We start from the raw sequence: 18,141 nt of genomic DNA, 5'->3' as shown, positions 1-18,141 counted from the left end.
AGAGGTTCGCAAGTATTGCTTTTGTCGTCGGATTTGCTCTGGGGCGAATCAAAAACATGCACGCGACGGGTCGCATAGCCAGCACCGCTCGACCAATGGAACAAGCACCGTACGAGCTTGTTCCATCGGGAAAACACCGAAAAATCCGCGCACCGCAGACGACTCAACATTCTGCGCGGCGATAGGACATTTTGCGCATCAAATGTTCCATTGACAAGACAAAATAGGCTGCTTAATTTTCGTCGCAAATAAAAGCCGCTGCGGTTCTGATGGCTACCTGTCGACTGTGACGAGTGCCAGCAGTGTTATCTGAATGCGCTGACGGTCAAGCGATCACACCGGTATTGCATCAATTGAGTTTGCTTAGGATGCCTGCTTTGCAGTTAGCCTCGCGGCCGGCGAATCATGACCGTGAAACTTGCTCTTGGTTTCGCACTAAGGGACCCACGTCAACAAACAATTCTGGAAACAGGATGAAAAAGTCAATTTGTATCGCCGGAGTCATCGGAGCACTTGGAGCGTATTGCGCAGTCGCACAGGCGCAGAGCAGTGTCACCCTTTACGGTATTGTCGATGAAGGTTTGACCTTCAATAACAACTCGCATGGTTCGCACCAGTACAGCCTCGTGAGCGGTGAAATTCAGGCAAGCCGGTGGGGTTTGAAAGGCGTCGAAGATCTTGGCAGCGGCATGAAGGCGCTATTCGTCCTCGAAGGCGGTATGGATCTCAGCAGCGGGAAGCTCGGCCAGGGCGGGCTGCTCTTCGGGCGCCAGCTGTACGTGGGCCTGGGCACACCGTATGGCACGGTGACGCTTGGACGTCAGTACGATTCCGTAGTCGACTACGTGGGTCTGTTCGAAGTCGGCGATCAATGGGGCGGCTTCTACACCGCGCATCCGGGCGATCTCGACAATATCAACAACTCGAATCGCGTCAACAACGCGATCAAGTACACGAGCAGCAACTATGGCGGTTTCACGTTCGGCGGCGTGTATAGCCTTGGCGGTGTAGCGGGAAATATCAGCCAGAACCAGATCTGGTCGCTTGGCGGCTCGTACTACAACGGCCCGCTCGGACTCGGCGTCGGCTACCTGAATATCCGCAATCCGAACACCTCGTTCTACGGCACCAGCGCACTCGCGAATACGACGGGCTCCGCGCCGCTCGCGTCGCTGAATAACATCGCGTCGCCGGTGTTTTCCGGCTTTGCCAATGCGCGGACCCAGGAAGTCTACGCGGCGGGCGGCGCGTACACCTATGGCGCTGCTACGTTTGGCGGTACCTATTCGAATACGCGTTTCGACGATCTCAACGGCGGCGGATCAGGTCCGAATCCATTCGGCAATCGCGGCACCGCGATGTTCAACAACGTCGAAGTCAACGTCAAGTATCAGATAACGCCTGCATTCCTCGTCGGCGTGGCCTATGACTACACGAAAGGCAGTTCTGTAAGCGGCCGTGACGGCGCAACCTATCATCAGGCGCAGGCAGGTGCGGACTATTTCCTCTCGAAGCGCACGGATGTGTACTTCGTCGGGATCTATCAGAAAGCGTCCGGTACGGATTCGACGGGCAGCAGCGCGGTGGCTGCCATCAACGGCGTCACGCCATCGAATGACAACCATCAGCTTGTACTGCGAGTGGGGATGCGTCACAAGTTCTGATGTGAAGCGGCGACGTATGTCGCCGCGCTGAGAAGCACTGACCGATGATGGGACGCGGCTCCATCCGGTAGAAGGCAATTGGCCATCCGTCTCAACAGAAATGCTTGCTCTCCTGTCCACGGATGGATGGCCTCTTCTTACCAGCTGCCCGTCGCTGGCGAAAGCCCAGCAGCTTCACGAGTTGCACCGCCTCGATGGCCGAAACCGACGTGACCTGAGACAGGCGTTCGTCACTACCTGGCCCGGTAACTGTTACTGACCACCCCTTCAGGCCGCTACGGACTGGCGAGCCCACTGCCATTCGCAGAATCGCTTGCAGCCTTCTTTCAGATCGACATTCGACGCTAATGCGCGCCGAACGCTCGAATCTCGACGCACTCCCGTAAAGTTTTCGGCGCAAACGGCCGATAAATCAGTGAACGTTTGCGACTTACGGCCTGTCCGACGGCTATCAATCACCCCCAATGGCGCTGAACCACGCTTTTCGTAAGGTGAAGTAAGGCGAAGCCCGTCTGATCGGTTCAAGGAAACAGAAACCCAGTCATGAATGACATCGCCATATGCACCGCGATGATCGGACTCGATGAGAACAGGCAACTCATCGTCACCGCTTGCAATAACCAGTTTTTCCGGTTGACGGGCGCACCGGTCAACGACGCACAGACTTTTCCAGTTCCATTCGACGTAATGGTGACGGATTCCGCGCTGCATCAGTTTCGCGAGAAGTTGCTCGCGTGCTTTGCATCCGACCGGGCGCAGCAGCCAGAGCAAATCCAGGACATCCGCGAAGGCAGCGTATGGTGGCGTCTGTCGCTGAAACCGATCAGGCATCAGCGTGACGACGCAAGCGTGCGCGAAATTCTCGTGACTGGCTTCGACATGAACGCGAAGATCGATCAGAGACAGGAGCCGGAAGTCGAAGCCTCGCGTTATCGCGCGCTGGTCGACCTCGCCTACGACGCGATCGTGACGATGGACGAGCAGCACAACATCACGTTGTTCAACCGTGCGGCGGAGAACCTCTTTGGTTACGCGTCAGCCGAGGTAATCGGGCGGCCAATCGTCACCCTGTTGCCCGAGAAGTTCCGCGCGGACCACCCACGCAGGGTGAAGCAGTTCGCGGACTCGTACCAGCCGAACCTCCGGCGGACGTCTGCCCCACGTATGGACGAAACCAATAGTGTCTACGGTCAGCATCGTGACGGGTCGATCATACCCGTCGAAATCGCGGTCTCCCGAATCAACCTGAACGGTGGGGTCGAGTTCATGGCAGTGGTACGCGACATCACCGATCGCGCCAGGCTAATGGATCTGCTGAAAAAACAGGCCACGACTGACGCGCTAACGGGTTTGCCGAATCGACGGGAGTTTCTGGAATACATAGAAACGTTACTTGGCAACACCGACGTGTTTTCAGTGTTCATTCTCGACATCGATTTCTTTAAGGAGATCAACGACGCGCACGGACACGATGCCGGCGATGAAGTCTTACGCGCGCTCGCGAAGGTTGGCACGTCGATGACGAGCCGGCCATGTCTGTTTGCCCGTTGGGGCGGCGAAGAGTTTGTCGCAGCACTGCCAGGCGCTGATGCCAGCGTTGCTTATGGCATTGCGGACGCATTGCGCAAACGTTACGAACGACAGGATTTCGAGCGCGTATCGCCCCTCGAATCGATTCCGTTCACGGTGAGTATCGGCGTGGTCACGCGTGAATCGGACGAGGCCGACGTGGACACATTGATGAAGCGTGCGGACCGTGCGCTTTATCGGGCCAAGAAATCTGGCCGTAATCGTGTCGAAGCGGGATAACTCATGTTCCACCAAATACGGGGGACATGCACGCCGAATGCAGGCCCCGTGGCGCTTTAACGGGTCGAACCGCCGGTCAAATGCTTACGGCCGCTTTTTCTCGCCGCCTGATTCAGATCCGTGCCCTGCCCCAAACGCTTCTGACGGACCATGCCGTCGGTTCGCGGCCATGACCGCCCAATACGGTAGTGGACCGACCATGGCGTGAAGAGACCATCGGGTCTCAACACGTCAACTACCTTTCATCGCTCCCACCGATAGCTTTCGCGTGCCCTCTGCACCATCCCCGGGCAGGCACTTCCCTAATTGCGCGCCGAATTTTTTTCTACTTGCGCCGCCGTTTTTTGATTGTGCACTATGCGTTGTGCACAGCACAAACGCACACCACGTACCGATGGGGATGTCCATGAGTCTCTCTGCATTTGCCACTGCGCCAGCAGCGGGCACAATCGATACGACGCGCGCGTCGGGTACGGACTGCCTGAAGGTCCAGCAACTGAGCCACGCATTTCGGACTGCTGATGGCGTCGACGTGCCGATCTTCGAGCGCCTCGACTTCAGCGTGAAGAGCGGCGAGATCGTATCGATCGTCGGCCGCAGCGGCGCGGGCAAGAGCACGCTGTTCAATCTCGTGTCCGGCCTCATCCAGCCGCAGTCGGGGCACGTGAATGTCGGCGCGCGCGCGGACGGCAGCGCGGGCCGCATCGCCTATATGCTGCAAAAAGATCTGTTGATGCCGTGGCGCACGGTGCTGCAAAACGCCGTGCTCGGCATCGAGCTGTACCGCAAGGTCAAGCCGGCCGACTACGAGCGCGCACGCCAGATGCTGTCGCGCTACGGGCTGGGCACCGTCGCAGATGCCTATCCGCATTCGCTTTCCGGCGGCATGCGCCAGCGCGTGGCGCTCACGCGTACGCTGCTCGTCGATCCCACGCTCGTGCTGCTCGACGAACCGTTTTCGGCGCTCGACTACGAAACGCGGCTCGCGCTCGAAGACGACGTGATGGTGCTGCGCGAGCAAAGCGGCACGAGTGTCGTGCTCGTTACGCACGACATCGAGGAGGCAATCGCGGTAAGCGACCGCGTGATCCTGCTCGGCGGCCGCCCCGCGCGCATCGAAGACGACATCGACGTGCGCCTCACCACGCACGGCCCTCGCACTGCCGTGTCGGCGCGCGAAGCGCCCGAATTCCGCACCTTCCATGCGCGCGTCTGGAACGGACTGCGCAGCCATACCATCCAGCACTCGGGAGCCCCGGCATGAGCGATGTAGCGATGTCATCCAACACGCCAGTGCGCCGGCGCGCGAAACCGCGCAGCGTGGCCAAGTTCGGCACCCTGGGCGCCGTCGCGCTGATCGTCATTGCGCTCGTTGGGCTTTGGCAGGCAGCCGTTTCGGCGGGCTGGATCAACGGCAAGCTGCTTGGCTCACCCTCAGGCATCTGGCTGGCCGCGCAGCAGGGGCTCAACGGCGGCACGCTGGTGAGCGACACGCTCGTCACGCTCTACGAAACCGTGCTCGGTCTCGTGGTGGGCAGCGGGCTCGGCATCGGGCTCGGTTTGCTGCTGTGGTTCGTGCCGCGCGTCTCGGGCGTTGCCGAAGGCCTGTCAGTCATTCTGAACAGCATCCCGAAGATCGCGCTCGGACCGCTCATCGTCATCTGGTTCGGCTCGGATATGACGTCGAAAGTGTGGCTCGCCGGCATTTCCACCTTCGCGGTCGCGATGATCTCCTCATGCGCCGCCGCGCGCGAAGTCGACAAGGACCTGCTCAACCTGTTCCGCTCGTTCAATGCGAAGCCTTCGATGATCTTCACCAAGCTCATCCTGCCAGGCGCGATGCCGTGGGTGTTTTCCACGCTGCGCGTGAACATCGGCTTCGCGCTGATCGGCGCAGTGGTCGGCGAGTACATCGCTTCGCAGGCGGGATTGGGACACGAAGTGTTCGTCGCGGGATCGCTGTTCGATCTGAACACCGTGTGGCTCGGCATCATCGTGCTCACGCTGATGGCGACGCTCTTGAGCTGGATCGTTCAATTCACGGAAGCAAAGGTCATTTCATGGAAGGCAAAACAATGAAGCGGATGAACGTACGCATGGGCGCGATCGCGGCGGCTGTCGCGGTAACGGGGTTCACGGCGCAACTGCCCGCGCAGGCGGGCGAGCCGGTGACGGTGTATCAGGCATTCCAGTCCATCCAGTATCTGCCGCTCTATGTGGCGATCGACAAGGGCATCTTCACGAAGAACGGCCTCGACGTGCAGAAGGTCACGGCGGGCAGCGGCGCGGCGGGCGTGGCGGCCGTGATCGGCGGCCATGCGGACTTCTCGCTGCAGGACCCGATGACGGCGGTGCTCGCGAATCTCAAGGGCGCGAGCGTGATCAGCGTGGCGAACGTGGTGGCGGGCGTGCCCGTGTGGGTGATCGCACCGCCCGACGCGGGCGTGCATCAGCCTGGCGACATGTCGAGCAAGAGCGTGGCCGTCGCGCTGCCGCCGTCGACCAGTACCTATTTGCTGCAACGTCTCATCAAGGACCAGAAGATCGAGAAGGTCTCGCTCAACACGGTTCAGCTCGGCACGGAACTCGCACCGGTGAGCGCGGGCCGCAGTCAGGCGGCGGCCGTGTACGAACCGCAGGCCGACACGGGCATCGCGCAGGGCTACAAGATCGTTTACGGCTTTCCGAAGGCCTATCCGGGCGGCTACGCATTCTCGACCATCGACACGCTAGCTTCGACCATCAAGGACAAGCCGAAAATGGTCGCCGCGTTCGTGAAGTCGATCGCCGAGGCCGAGGCGCTCATCCATCAGTCGCCGCAGACGGCCAAGGATGTCGCGAAGACTGAGTTCCCGTCGCTCGACCCGAAGATCGTGGAAGCGGCCGTGGGGCGGTTGATCGACCAGAACATCTATGCGCCGACGCCTGATATTTCGGAGCAGGCGTTCCGCAACGCGCTGGACTTGCAGGAATCGATCGGTAATATCAAGCCGGGCGCCGCCACCTATGCGGGATCGGTCGACAATTCGTTTGCGGCTTCGCTGGCAAAATAAGGCATCCGCCGTCATTGCCGGCAATCGACCCACGCGTTCGCGTGCCCCCGCGCGCGAACGCTTCGAATGGAAGTGCAACATGACCGAAGCCACCCCGTCGTTCGTGACGGCGCTGATCGCGCAACGCGGCAATGCCGCCGCGAGCCGCGCCCGCCTCGACGCGGCCATCGCGCGCGCCGACGCGCTCGAACCTGCGCTGCACGCGTTCACATACCGCCCGCCCTCGTATGGCGAGCCGGACGCGGCCGCGCCGCTCGCGGGACTGCCCGTCGGTGTGAAGGATCTGATCGACACCATCGACATGCCGACCGCGTACGGCTCGCCGATCTATCGCGGCCATCGTCCGCAAGCGGATGCCGCCATCGTGACGAAGCTGCGCGAATATGGCGCGCTCGTGTTCGGCAAAACCGTAACGACGGAATTCGCGTGGCGGCAACCCGGCCCCACCGTCAACCCGTGGGGCAACACGCACACGCCGGGCGGCTCGTCGAGCGGTTCCGCGGCGGCCGTGGGCGCGGGTATCGTGCCGCTTGCGCTCGGCACGCAAACCGTGGGCTCGGTGATACGCCCAGCCGCGTATTGCGGCGTGGTCGGCTACAAGCCGAGCTACGGCAGCATCGCGCGCGATGGTGTGCATCCCCTCGCCGCGTCGCTCGATCACATTGGATTTTTCGCGCAGTCGGTGGAAACGGCCGCGCTCGCGCATGCGCTGTTCGTGGCGGGACGCCCGGAGGCGATCGATAGCGTGCAGAGCTGGCAAGCGTGGTTCGCGCCGCTCGCCGTGCCGCCGCGTCTGGGCGTCGTGCGTACGCCATTCGACGCGCGTCTGCAGGACGCGCAGAAGGCAAACTTCGAAGCGTCGCTCGCGCGCTTGCGTGCGGCGGGCGCCGAGGTGGTCGAGATCGATTTCGGCGCGGATCTCGCGCAGATCGTCGACGCACTGCAGGTCATTCTGCGCGTCGAGGCGTGGCACGCGATCGGCCCGGCCGCGGAGTTTCATCGCGCACAACTCAGCGATCACATGCGCGCGCTGATCGACGAAGGCGCAGCGATGCCCGAGGCGCGTTACCGCGACGCACTGGCGTTGCAGGCAGAACTGCGGGCCGGATCGGCGGCGCTGCTCGCGGGCTGCGACGCGCTCGTGAGCGTACCGGCGACGGGCATAGCCCCCGAAGGTCTCGACGATACGGGCGATCCTGTCTTCTGCGCGCCGTGGAGCCTGCTCGGCCTGCCCGCTGTGACGGTGCCGTCGGGCTGGACGGAGGGCTTGCCGCTGGGTTTCCAGACGATCGGCGCATTCGGCGAAGACCTGGGGACCCTGCGCGCGGCGGCGTGGATCGAAGGCGTGATTGGTGCGCGGCGCGATCCCGATATCGGCGCAAGGAACGCATCCTCCGCCTGAACCTTTCGCACATACGGGCCACCGACAGACCAGACCACAATCAGGAGACTTCATGGGCAAGCCATACCGCACCATTCAGGAATATGTATTGGGCACGCTGCGCATGGAGATTCTGCAGGGCGTCTATGCGGCGGGGACGCGGCTGCGTCAGGAGGAGGTGGCGAAGCGCCTCGACGTGAGCACGACGCCCGTGCGTGAGGCCTTTCGCGATCTGCGCGCGGAAGGGCTGGTCGCAATCGATCCGAACAAAGGTGTCGAAGTGCGTGGCCTGACGGCGGACGACGTCAGCGAGATTTACGAGTTGCGCATGATGCTCGAACCGATGCTCGCGTCGCGCGCGTGTCTGCATGCGTGCGACGCGCAGCTCGACACCGCCCGCGCGTGCCACGAAGCAATGAGCACGGTCCCGCCCAGCTCCGAGCAATGGGCGCTGCTCAACGAAGACTTCCATCAGGCGCTGATGCAAAGCGAAGCGAACACGCGCCTGTTCGAAGTGGTGCGCGGGCTTTCGCTGCTGGCACGTCCCTATGTATCGCTGTCGATGTATGTGCAACCCGATATCATGGCGAGCAACAACGAAGAGCATGCGCGGCTGCTCGCCGCCTGGCGCGCGCGCGACGCGGAGGCGGTGCGCGAGCAGACGCGCGTGCATCTGCTCAACACGCGGGATGCGATCGTTGCGTGCGTCGATCAGTCGGCGCGCGCGCTGGCGGCCTGACGCACGGCGTGGTTCGCTGCCGGCTTGACTCCCCTACTTCCGTCACGACCCGAATGTCCCTTCTGGAATTGTCCGCCGTCGACGCGCGGCGTCTGATCGGCGCGGGCGAGCTTTCGCCTGTCGAACTGCTCGACGCCTGTCTCACGCGCATCGAAACCATCGAGCCGTCCATCAACGCGCTCGCGGCCACCGCATTCGAACGCGCGCGCGGGGAGGCAAAACGCGCGCAGGAAGCGGTGGCGCGCCGCGAACCGCTCGGGGCGCTGCACGGCCTGCCCATCGGTGTGAAGGATCTTGAAGAGACGGCCGGCCTGCTGACCACCTACGGCTCGCCGCTCTATCGCGACTACGTGCCCGCCCGGGATAACGTTTTCGTCGCGCGCCTGCGCGCGGCGGGCGCGATCGTCACCGCGAAAACGAACACGCCCGAAATGGGCGCGGGCGCCAACACACGCAACGCGGTATGGGGCGCGACAGGCAACCCGTTCGATCCGCGCCTGAACGCGGGCGGCTCGTCCGGCGGCTCGGCGGCGGCGCTCGCGACGGGCATGTTGCCGCTCGCCACGGGTTCCGACCTCGGCGGTTCGCTGCGGATTCCCGCCGCGTTGTGCGGCGTGGTGGGTTTTCGCGCGTCGCCGGGTTTCGTGCCGTCGGCGGATCGGCGGCTGGGCTGGGCGCCGAACTGGGTCAGCGGCCCGATGGGCCGCCACGTCGCCGATGTGCGCCTGCAACTGGCCGCCGTGGCGGGGCATGCATCGAGTGATCCGCTCGGCTATCCCATGCAACTCGATCCGTACGCTGGCGCGCCGCTTGATCCCGCCACGCTGCGCATCGGGTATACGGAAGATTTTGGCGTCTGCGCGGTCGATGCCTCGATTCGCGCGACGTTCCGCGCCAAGCTCGCGCGCATCGCCGCGCAGGTGCGCATCTGTGAGCCCATCGATCCCGTCGGGCTCGACATGGCCGACGCGCATCGCGTGTTCGACGTGGTGCGCGCGCAGGAATTCGTCGCGAGCCTGCGCGAGACCTACGAGCGCGATCCATCGCTGCTCGGGCCGAATACGCGCGCCAACTACGAGATGGGCAGCGCGTTGACGCTCGCGGACGTGGCGCGCGCCGAGACCAGCCGCACCGCACTGTACCGGCGCTTCCAGACCCTGTTCGCGCGCTACGACGTGATCGTGTCGCCCGTTTCGCCCGTCACGCCGTTCGCATGGACCACGGCGCATTGCGCGCAGATCGACGGCGTGGCAGTCGAAAACTACTATCGTTGGGTCGCGCTCACCTATGTGGTCACGCTGCTGACCAATCCCTCCCTGTCGTTGCCCTGCGGTGTCGATCACGCAGGCATGCCATTCGGTTTGCAGATGATCGGCGCGATGCGCGGCGAGGCACGCCTTCTCGATATGGCGCAGGCGCTCGAAGCCGCATTCGCCCGCGACGAGGCGCTCGCCCGGCCTGTGCCCGATCTCCAGAAACTACGCGACATGCGCGTGGACGTGCAGGCCGACCTGCGTGCGATCGTCACGCATCCGCCGGGTCGGGGCCGTTAGCGCACGGGTGCGTCCACAGGCGCACCATCCTGCCGCCTTATCTCGTCGATAACTGTCCGGCGACGGCACGCGCGCGTCGGCGTTTTGCAGTTCGCTGTGAGCGCGGAACAACACATCACGTTCTGACAAGATTCCGCCCGCGTGACGGCTCCCGCCCGGCCTCAACGCTTCGACGTCGGCCGCCGCTGCCGCATACCGCGAAGCGAACGACTCCCGTGAGCAGGGCAATACTGCTTCAGTCGCAAGAGATTATCTAACGCGATCCGGCAATTTATCTGGTTTGTTGGACCGCCCCAGGATAGATATCCTTTCTGCTGCATCGCCGATGCAATCCCCGCTCTCTTTCCGGCCCCGAACACGCATGCTCAGTTACACCGGCGGTATCGTGCTTTTCGCTGCGCTGCTCCATGCGAGCTGGAACGCGATGCTGCACGGCAACCGCGACCGCTTTCTATCCATGACGTGGATGAGCATCTCCATCGCGGTGGTCTCCACCTTCGTCGTGCTCTCGCTTCCGCCGCCCGCCCGCGCTTCGTGGCCATGCATCGTCGCATCGGGGCTCGTGCATGTCCTCTACAACGTGAGCCTCGTGCGTTCGTATCGCCGCAACGATCTGGCGCAGGCGTATCCGATCGCGCGGGGCTCATCGCCGCTGCTCGTTACGCTCGGCGCGGCGCTTTTCGCGCATGAGGCGATCGGCGCGCTGCACGCGCTCGGGATCGCGATGATCTCGGGCGGCATCATCGTAATCGCGCTGCAGGGGCGTCGCGTGTCGCGCGCGGGGACGCTGGCCGCGCTAACGACGGGTGCGACGATCGCGCTCTATACCGTGATCGACGGCATTGGCGTGAGATTGTCCGATGGGCAGCCGCTCGCCTACACCGCGTGGATGTTCCTGTTCTACTGGCTGATGCCGGTGCTGTTCGTCGCAGCGCGAGGGGTCGCGCCGCTATGGATGCCGTTACGTTCCGAGCCGCTATCGGTCGGCTCGTCGCTCGCCGGTGGGCTGGTGTCGATTGCGGCGTATGGCATCGTGATCTGGGCGCTGCAGTCGGGCGCGATGGGCGCGGTATCGGCGTTGCGCGAGACCAGCGTGGTCTTCGCGGTGCTGATCGGACGGGTGTTCTTGCGCGAAACGGTCAGTGGCACGCGCTGGGTCGCCTGCGTGGTCGTCGCGGCGGGAGCCGTTTGTCTGGGACTCTGACCTGCCTTATCGCTATTTCAACATCACATGGAGGTTCACTCGATGAATGCTGTCGCTCAGACACCGCTGATTCTGATAACGGGCGGGGGGCGTGGCGTAGGCGCGGCGACGGCCCGGCTTGCTGCCGGGCAAGGCTATGACGTAGCGATAAGCTTCGTCAACGACGAGTCAACGGCCCTTGCGGTAGCGGCCGATGTGGAAGCGCTCGGGCGCCGCGCTTTGGCCGTGCGCGCGGACAGCGCCGACCCCGAACAGGTCGCCCGGCTATTCGCCGCGATCGACGCGAAGTTCGGCCGGATCGACGTGCTGGTCAACAACGCCGCGATCATTGCGCAGCAATCCCGACTCGAGGATCTCGGATTCGAGCGGATGCAGCGCATCTTCGCGGTCAACTCGATCGGCCCTATCCTGTGTGCGCAGCAAGCGGTGAAGCGGATGTCGACGCGTCACAATGGACGGGGCGGCTCCGTCATCAACATCTCATCGGCATCGGCCCGGCTCGGCAGTCCAAACGAATATGTCGACTACGCTGCTTCGAAGGGCGCCGTCGAGACATTCACCACCGGTTTTGCAAAAGAAGTCGCGCGGGACGGGATACGCGTCAACTGCATTCGCCCCGGGCACATCTACACTGACATGCATGCTAGCGGCGGAGAACCAGGTCGGGTGGATCGCGTCAAGGACACAATCCCGATGGGCAGAGGGGGGCAGCCCGAAGAGGTCGCGCGGGCAATTCTGTGGCTGGCGAGCGCGGAGGCGTCCTTCATCACCGGCACGTTTCTCGATGTCACGGGCGGCAAGTGAGCAACCGGGTCCGGCGATAGAGGCGGCGCGCCGGGAGAACGGCAGTGGCCTTCAGCGATTCAAGCCTCTACCCTCCCCTCAAACCGCCACATCCTCCACCAACCCCGCCTTGAGCGCCCGAATCCGCCGGTCCACGAAATACCCGCCACCTTCCGTATAGCGCAAATACAGCCGCCCGCACGCCGAACACTCCCACACGCCGCAACGGTTATACGGAAAGTATCGCGGCGCGATCGGTGCATCCGGCGACCAGTACTGAACGTTATCCGGCCGATACTCTGCAAACGTAGGCTCAGGATCATCCTCGCGCATGAGCGTAGCCACCTCGACGAGTTGGCTTTCATCGAGCGAAAGCGGCTGCGATTGCCATCCATCCAGCGGCGTTTTCGTGCAGGAGCAAGGCGCCGAGCCGTTCTCTTCAGCGCGCTGCGCCAGCGCGACAAGCGCCGCAGCGTCCACATAGGGTGTCATGAAATATTGCCTGTTTCCGGGTTGATTCGACGCCGACGGCGCGAGCGTCCCTTATACCTCAACTCGCGCAACCACGCCGCGCCGCTTGCCCGGATATCACCGGTTCATCACCCGTTCATCATCCGGTCGCGATGCGGCATCACCCATGAACGGTCGAACCGGCCTTCGGCAATGGATCGCAACGCAGCCTCTTCCTTGGCCCCCTGCTTGCGCGCGCCTTCGATCACGCTTTCTACATCCGAAGGCGCGATCGCCAGAAGTCCATCTTCATCGCCAACGATAATGTCGCCCGGATTGACCACCATCCGCCCAACCGTCACAGGCACATTGATTTCGCCGGGGCCATTCTTGTACGGCCCGCGATGCGTGACGCCCCGCGCATACACCGGAAACGCCCGTTGACGCAGCGCGCCGACATCGCGTATCGCACCGTCGATCACGAGCCCCTGCACGCCCAGGCTCTCCGCATAGCTCGCCATGATGTCGCCCATTAGTGCCTGCGTCAGCTCGCCGCCGCCGTCGATCACGAGCACATCGCCGGGCCTGCAAAAATCGAACGCACGATGGATCGCGAGATTGTCGCCGCCGCGCGTGCGCACCGTCACCGCTGTGCCTGCCATCGCATGCGGCCTGTGATACGCCTGCAAGCCCACGATTCCGCTTGCACGCGCCATGTTGTCGCTGAGCAGCGACACGGCAAGCTCGCGCAACGCAGCCAGCGTTGCAGGGCTCGCTTGCGGCGCCGATTCATATTCGCGCCAGCCAATTGGATTCATATCGTCGCCCCATCCATTGCCAGTTGTTTGTCGAGTTGCGCGGTGAGACGTGCATACACCGCCCGCGCGTTGTCTTCATAGATGCGTTGCCGGTCCGCGTCGCTCAACCATGCGATTGCATCGATATAGCGCCGCGTGTCGTCGTAGTAGTGCCCCGTCTCGGGATCGATGCCCTGCACTGCGCCGATGGTTTCAGAGGCGAAAAGAATGTTCTCGACGGGAATCACTTTCGCGAGCAGTTCAGCGCCGGGCTGATGATAGACGCAGGTATCGAAGAACACGTTTTTGAGCAGATAGTCGCGCAGCAACGGCCGCTTCATGTCCTGCGCGAGCCCGCGATAACGCCCCCAGTGATAAGGCACGGCGCCGCCGCCATGAGGAATGATGAACCGAAGCGTTGGAAAGTCCGCGAACAGATCGGCGGTGAGCAACTGCATGAACACGGACGTATCGCCGTTGATGTAATGCGCGCCCGTCGCATGAAAATTCGGATTGCACGACGACGACACGTGAATCATCGCGGGCACGTCGAGTTCCACCATGGCTTCGTATAACGGATACCAGAAGCGATCGGTGAGCGGCGGACCGGACCAGTGCCCGCCCGACGGATCCGGATTCAGATTGCAGCCGATAAAACCAAGCTCCTGCACGCAGCGACGCAGTTCGGCAATGCTGTTCGAGGGCGACACGCCTGGCGCCTGCGGCAGCTGGCACACGCCGACGAAATGCCTCGGAAACAGCGAGCAGACGCGGTGCACGAGGTCATTGCATTCGCTGGACCAGACGGCATTCGCCTCTGCGCCGGCGAGATGATGACCCATGCCCGCAGCGCGCGGCGAGAAGATCGTGAGGTCGGTGCCGCGCTCGCGCTGAATGCGGCGCTGTCCCGTTTCGATGCTGTCGCGGATCTCGTCATCGGTGATGACGGGACGCGGCGGCACAGGCGTGCCGTCCCTCATCGCGGCAATCTGCTTCGCGCGCCACGCCTCATGCGTTCGTGGCGACGTCGTGTAATGACCGTGGCAATCGATGATCATGTAGCGAACCCTTTGAGTCTTTACGATGAACCTGCGATAAACGCGATTAGCTTCCCGTCGCAGCATCGCCGTTCGCGAGGGCCGAAGCCGCGCCCTCCTCCGGCGGCGTGACACGCATGACGAGCGCGATGATCGTTGCGATCACGAGAAACGCAGCGATGGTCAGCAACGCCAGCGAGAAATTGCCCGTCGCGCGGCGCACCAGTCCGATGCTCCACGGCCCCACCAGTCCGCCGAATTGCGCGATCGTGTTGATCAGCGCGATCGTTGCGGCGCCTGCTGCGCCTGTCCGGAACGACGACGCGAGGCTCCAGAACAGCGGATTACCCGCATAAATAAAGAGACCCGTCACGCACAGCAGCGCATAAGCGATCACGGGATTCGGCGCGTAAGCACTGCCCGCGATAGCAATCGCGCTCGCGCCATACACGAATGCGAGGTGCTTCTTGCGATCGCCGGAACGGTCGGAACTGCGGCTGATCAGGAACGTGCCCAGCACGCCGAGCAGCGGCGGCGCCGCGGAAAGAAAGCCGACTTCGATATTGCTCAGATGACCAAGGCTCTTGACGATCTGCGGCAGCCACAAAAACAGGCCATAGATGCCCACCAGCGCACAGCCGAACAGACAGGCGAGGCTCCATACGCGGATATCGCCCGCTACGCGCAGAAAAGAAACATGCCTGTGACCGCCGAGCGCCTCGCGTTCCGCAGCGAGCGTCGATTCGAGCCAGCGCTTCTCGTCGTCGCTGAGCCACGCAGCGTCAGCGGGACGCTCGGTCATGATGCGCAGCGTCACGAGGCCGAGCAGCATCGCCGGCACGCCTTCGAGAATGAACATCCATTGCCAGCCGTGCAACCCGAGCACGCCGTTCGCGTAGGTCATCAGCGTCGTCGAGATCGGACCGCCGAGCACCGCCGAAAACGAGCCCGCAATGATGTATCCGCCGACCGCGCGCGCCCGGTAGCGTTCGGGAAACCACTTGGTCAGATAGACGGCGACCCCGGGCAGGAAGCCCGCTTCCATCACGCCGAGCAGAAAGCGCAGCACGTAGAAGCTGGTGTCGTTGAACACGAATGCCGTGGCGGCTGCCACCGCGCCCCACGTGAGCAGGATGCGCGCAATCCACCGGCGCGCGCCGACGCGATGCAACAGCAGATTGCTCGGGACTTCGAGCAACATGTATCCGACGAAGAAAATACTCCCCGCGAAGCCGAACACGGCAGGACTGAAGCCCATGTCGTTGTTCATATCGAGGGCTGCAAAGCCGATGTTGATGCGGTCGAGATAGTTGAAGAACATCATCGCGAAGAGCAAGGGCATCAGGCGCCCGTACACTTTTCGCATGGTCGCTGCTTCGTCGATACGAGTCATGCTGTCTCCTTCCTGAGCGCGCGACACTGCGGTCGCTTCATTCCAGTGGACTGAGCGCGGTGGTCCAAGCCACAGCGTCAGCTACCTGTTCGATGGTAGGAATGCGCAGCCAGGAAGTCCAAGACGAGATGCTTATGCTTGTATAACGATCGTCTTATAGTGTGCCGTTGTCGGCGAGCGGCGGCGGAAGGCAGCGTAAGAATGCGAGCAGATGCGGCGACGTGTCGTCGTCGCGATAGGTAGCGGCGAGGGTCGAACGCTGCGCCGAGCCCGGCCCTTCCAGGTGGCGGTACACGACATCCGTACGTCCATGCCGCGCAACCGATTCCCCCACCACCGTCACGCCCAGCCCCGCCGCGACGAGCGCAATCGCCGTCTGTATTTCGTAAGCCTGATGGGCGATGAACGGCGTCACGCCCGCATCCCGATACAGCGACAGCACCGAGCGCTTGTACTGCGCATTCTGATGCTTCGGATACAGGATCAACGGCGTATCGGCGAGTTCGGCGATTTTGACTTTCTTTCGTTTTGCTAGCGGATGATCGAGCGCCATCACGACGACGAGCTGCTCGCGCAACAGTACGCGCGACGTGTAGCCCGACATCGCGAGCGGCTGTCGCCCTATACCGACGTGAATGCGCATGTCGCGCAGCGCGTCGCTTTGTTCGTCGGTGAGCATTTCATAGAGCTTCAGTTCGACCTGCGGAAACTCGCGATGAAAGGCCTTCAGCGCAGGCGGCAGGATGCTGTACATCGCCGAGCGCGTGAAGCCGACACTCAGCCAGCCGCGCCGGCCCATGCCGATTTCGGTCGCACCGAGCGTCGCCTGTTCCAGCGAGCCGAGGATCTGTTTCGCCTCGGTGCACAGGTACTGCCCGGCCTCCGTGAGTCGCAGCGGCCGGCGCGTGCGGTCGATCAGTTGTGTGCCGAGCCGGTCTTCCAATGCGCGGATCTGCTGGCTGAGCGCGGGTTGCGCAATATGCAGACGCTCGGCGGCGCGGCTGAAGTTCAGCTCTTCAGCGAGCGTCACGAAACATTGAAGCGCTCTGAGGTTCATCGGTCGAATCGTTGCGTTGGAACGTTGGGCGTCGACATCATGACATGCTTCGCAGGCCGCGCGATCCATACCATCGCACCTTCGTGCTCAGCCAGCCGCTTCCTTCGACGTCACGGGCACGCCCACATCCATCGCGCTGGACACCTGCCGCAACTCGTCGGCGATGATCGCAATTAGCGCTTCTGCCGCGGCGCTGAGGGGCCGGCGCGGATGGCTCACGCGCACGATATGCCGCACGATGCGCGGCGCGAGGATCGGATACGCGCGCAGCGTCCCCTCACGCACTGCGCGTCCGACCACGATACGCGGCAATATTGTCGCGAAGCGCGTTTTCTCGACGAGCGCGACGATGGTTGACAGCACATCGATTTCGAAGCGCGGTGCGAGCATCACGTCTTCATGTTGCGCCGCCGTATCGAGCACGCCGCGCAAACCGTTGCGTTTAGTGGGCAATACGAGTTCCAGTTCGTGCAGTTGCGCGAGTTCGATCGAATGCGGCAATTCCGGCCCATGCGCGACGCTGGTCGCGAGCACCATCTCCTCGTCGAGCAGCGGCTGCGAGTCGAGCGATAGTCGCGCGCGCGGTTTGTTGATCAGCGCGGCGTCGAGCTGACCGCCCGACACCCAATCGATGAACGTTGCGCTGTAGCCGTCGGCCACCGTGACCTCGACATGCGGATAGCGCGCATGAAACCGCGCCAGCGAATCCGCGAGCACGCTTTCCGTCACCGACGCGATCAGCCCGATCCCCACATGCCCCGTCACCACTTCATCGCGCTGCACGAGTTGCTGCCGCGCGTGCGCGAGGTCGCGCATGATGGGCAGAAACAGCCGGTACATCAGCCGCCCCGCCGCAGTGGGCGCCATGCCGTGCGCGCCGCGATCGAAAAGTTGCTGGTGCAACTCCTCCTCCAGCTTCGCGATCTGCATGCTGAGCGCGGGCTGCACGATGTTCAGCCGCTTGGCCGCGCGTGTGACCGAGCCGTCTTCGAACAACGCGATGAAATACTGGATTTGCTTGAGGTCCATGACTGGGATGATCCCGGCAGCGCGTTATCACGGCGACTAATGACAGCCATCCGTTTCATCAGTCCATATCCGAAAGCCTCGCTGGGCATGCCGTGGCAACGTCCCTGCGCACAAGGCGGCACGAGGCGTGTGTATTGATATCGCCCTGTAAGGCGGACGTCATCGGGGCTAACACTGATATCAGCAACGATG

General features: G+C 62.9%; 17 protein-coding genes. 10 read left to right on the top strand and 7 right to left on the bottom strand.

The window, feature by feature from the left end; all coding sequences use genetic code 11:
• Positions 1-473 precede the first annotated feature (473 nt).
• On the top strand, positions 474-1,664 hold the full coding sequence (locus PPGU16_RS34285) for a porin (RefSeq protein WP_180725294.1): 1,191 nt from the start codon (positions 474-476) through the stop codon (positions 1,662-1,664).
• Between the two features lie 267 nt (positions 1,665-1,931).
• Here the strand turns inward: PPGU16_RS34285 and PPGU16_RS43225 are convergent, their stop codons facing one another.
• Positions 1,932-2,435 carry a hypothetical protein gene (locus PPGU16_RS43225; protein ID WP_345961191.1) on the bottom strand — a complete coding sequence of 168 codons (504 nt, stop codon included), beginning with the start codon at positions 2,433-2,435 and terminating at the stop codon, positions 1,932-1,934.
• Positions 2,436-2,513: 78 nt separating this feature from the next.
• On the opposite strand from PPGU16_RS43225, the gene PPGU16_RS34280 reads away from it, so the two are divergent.
• The 9 genes from PPGU16_RS34280 (at position 2,514) to PPGU16_RS34240 (ending at position 12,207) form a co-directional block, all read left to right on the top strand.
• On the top strand, positions 2,514-3,473 hold the full coding sequence (locus tag PPGU16_RS34280; RefSeq protein ID WP_345961190.1) for a sensor domain-containing diguanylate cyclase: 960 nt from the start codon (positions 2,514-2,516) through the stop codon (positions 3,471-3,473).
• Positions 3,474-3,879: 406 nt separating this feature from the next.
• Complete coding sequence (locus tag PPGU16_RS34275; RefSeq protein ID WP_224031637.1) at positions 3,880-4,737, top strand: ABC transporter ATP-binding protein; 858 nt, start codon at positions 3,880-3,882, stop codon at positions 4,735-4,737.
• On the top strand, positions 4,734-5,552 hold the full coding sequence (locus PPGU16_RS34270) for an ABC transporter permease (RefSeq protein WP_180725292.1): 819 nt from the start codon (positions 4,734-4,736) through the stop codon (positions 5,550-5,552). Before PPGU16_RS34275 ends, PPGU16_RS34270 begins: the two co-directional genes overlap by 4 nt.
• Entirely contained in the window at positions 5,534-6,526 is a 993-nt protein-coding gene (locus tag PPGU16_RS34265) for an ABC transporter substrate-binding protein (protein ID WP_309296527.1), read from the top strand. The genes PPGU16_RS34270 and PPGU16_RS34265 overlap by 19 nt, the downstream gene beginning before the upstream one ends.
• Before the next feature lie 79 nt (positions 6,527-6,605).
• Positions 6,606-7,928: an amidase gene (locus tag PPGU16_RS34260; RefSeq protein ID WP_180725291.1), complete on the top strand. Its 1,323-nt coding sequence runs from the start codon at positions 6,606-6,608 to the stop codon at positions 7,926-7,928.
• Positions 7,929-7,980: 52 nt separating this feature from the next.
• Entirely contained in the window at positions 7,981-8,646 is a 666-nt protein-coding gene (locus PPGU16_RS34255; protein WP_180725290.1) for a GntR family transcriptional regulator, read from the top strand.
• A 53-nt stretch (positions 8,647-8,699) separates the two neighbouring features.
• Positions 8,700-10,199 (top strand): amidase, encoded by a 1,500-nt coding sequence (locus tag PPGU16_RS34250; protein ID WP_180725289.1) that lies wholly within the window; start codon positions 8,700-8,702, stop codon positions 10,197-10,199.
• Positions 10,200-10,560: 361 nt separating this feature from the next.
• Complete coding sequence (locus PPGU16_RS34245) at positions 10,561-11,403, top strand: DMT family transporter (RefSeq protein WP_180725288.1); 843 nt, start codon at positions 10,561-10,563, stop codon at positions 11,401-11,403.
• A gap of 42 nt (positions 11,404-11,445) precedes the next feature.
• Positions 11,446-12,207, top strand: coding sequence for an SDR family oxidoreductase (locus PPGU16_RS34240; protein ID WP_180725287.1), 762 nt, complete (start codon positions 11,446-11,448; stop codon positions 12,205-12,207).
• Positions 12,208-12,285: 78 nt separating this feature from the next.
• Here PPGU16_RS34240 and PPGU16_RS34235 read toward each other — a convergent pair whose 3' ends face one another.
• From PPGU16_RS34235 to PPGU16_RS34210, 6 genes are all read right to left on the bottom strand, one after another.
• Complete coding sequence (locus PPGU16_RS34235) at positions 12,286-12,678, bottom strand: hypothetical protein (protein ID WP_180725286.1); 393 nt, start codon at positions 12,676-12,678, stop codon at positions 12,286-12,288.
• A 107-nt stretch (positions 12,679-12,785) separates the two neighbouring features.
• The gene (locus PPGU16_RS34230) at positions 12,786-13,454 is read right to left on the bottom strand and encodes an RraA family protein (protein WP_180725285.1); all 669 of its coding nucleotides are present in this window, start codon (positions 13,452-13,454) and stop codon (positions 12,786-12,788) included.
• Positions 13,451-14,491 carry an amidohydrolase family protein gene (locus tag PPGU16_RS34225; RefSeq protein WP_180725284.1) on the bottom strand — a complete coding sequence of 347 codons (1,041 nt, stop codon included), beginning with the start codon at positions 14,489-14,491 and terminating at the stop codon, positions 13,451-13,453. Before PPGU16_RS34225 ends, PPGU16_RS34230 begins: the two co-directional genes overlap by 4 nt.
• Before the next feature lie 46 nt (positions 14,492-14,537).
• Positions 14,538-15,863, bottom strand: coding sequence for an MFS transporter (locus PPGU16_RS34220; RefSeq protein ID WP_180725283.1), 1,326 nt, complete (start codon positions 15,861-15,863; stop codon positions 14,538-14,540).
• 154 nt (positions 15,864-16,017) lie between these two features.
• Complete coding sequence (locus PPGU16_RS34215; RefSeq protein WP_180725282.1) at positions 16,018-16,920, bottom strand: LysR family transcriptional regulator; 903 nt, start codon at positions 16,918-16,920, stop codon at positions 16,018-16,020.
• Positions 16,921-17,007: 87 nt separating this feature from the next.
• Entirely contained in the window at positions 17,008-17,949 is a 942-nt protein-coding gene (locus PPGU16_RS34210; RefSeq protein ID WP_180725281.1) for a LysR family transcriptional regulator, read from the bottom strand.
• Between the last annotated feature and the right edge of the window lie 192 nt (positions 17,950-18,141).

The sequence above is a fragment of the Paraburkholderia largidicola genome (assembly GCF_013426895.1).
GTDB classification, from domain to species: domain Bacteria; phylum Pseudomonadota; class Gammaproteobacteria; order Burkholderiales; family Burkholderiaceae; genus Paraburkholderia; species Paraburkholderia largidicola.
The sequence above is the reverse complement of the archived record's forward strand: the minus strand, read 5'-3'. Positions and strand labels throughout refer to the sequence as shown.

Excerpts from the sequence above, each read along its gene's own strand:
- PPGU16_RS34245 (WP_180725288.1), top strand. The coding sequence starts at position 10,561 with ATGCTCAGTTACACCGGCGGTATCGTGCTTTTCGCTGCGCTGCTCCAT.
- PPGU16_RS34265 (WP_309296527.1), top strand. The coding sequence starts at position 5,534 with ATGGAAGGCAAAACAATGAAGCGGATGAACGTACGCATGGGCGCGATC.
- PPGU16_RS34235 (WP_180725286.1), bottom strand. The coding sequence starts at position 12,678 with ATGACACCCTATGTGGACGCTGCGGCGCTTGTCGCGCTGGCGCAGCGC.
- PPGU16_RS34255 (WP_180725290.1), top strand. The coding sequence starts at position 7,981 with ATGGGCAAGCCATACCGCACCATTCAGGAATATGTATTGGGCACGCTG.
- PPGU16_RS34230 (WP_180725285.1), bottom strand. The coding sequence starts at position 13,454 with ATGAATCCAATTGGCTGGCGCGAATATGAATCGGCGCCGCAAGCGAGC.
- PPGU16_RS34260 (WP_180725291.1), top strand. The coding sequence starts at position 6,606 with ATGACCGAAGCCACCCCGTCGTTCGTGACGGCGCTGATCGCGCAACGC.
- PPGU16_RS34210 (WP_180725281.1), bottom strand. The coding sequence starts at position 17,949 with ATGGACCTCAAGCAAATCCAGTATTTCATCGCGTTGTTCGAAGACGGC.
- PPGU16_RS34275 (WP_224031637.1), top strand. The coding sequence starts at position 3,880 with ATGAGTCTCTCTGCATTTGCCACTGCGCCAGCAGCGGGCACAATCGAT.
- PPGU16_RS34250 (WP_180725289.1), top strand. The coding sequence starts at position 8,700 with ATGTCCCTTCTGGAATTGTCCGCCGTCGACGCGCGGCGTCTGATCGGC.
- PPGU16_RS34220 (WP_180725283.1), bottom strand. The coding sequence starts at position 15,863 with ATGACTCGTATCGACGAAGCAGCGACCATGCGAAAAGTGTACGGGCGC.
- PPGU16_RS34285 (WP_180725294.1), top strand. The coding sequence starts at position 474 with ATGAAAAAGTCAATTTGTATCGCCGGAGTCATCGGAGCACTTGGAGCG.
- PPGU16_RS34270 (WP_180725292.1), top strand. The coding sequence starts at position 4,734 with ATGAGCGATGTAGCGATGTCATCCAACACGCCAGTGCGCCGGCGCGCG.
- PPGU16_RS34215 (WP_180725282.1), bottom strand. The coding sequence starts at position 16,920 with ATGAACCTCAGAGCGCTTCAATGTTTCGTGACGCTCGCTGAAGAGCTG.
- PPGU16_RS34240 (WP_180725287.1), top strand. The coding sequence starts at position 11,446 with ATGAATGCTGTCGCTCAGACACCGCTGATTCTGATAACGGGCGGGGGG.
- PPGU16_RS34225 (WP_180725284.1), bottom strand. The coding sequence starts at position 14,491 with ATGATCATCGATTGCCACGGTCATTACACGACGTCGCCACGAACGCAT.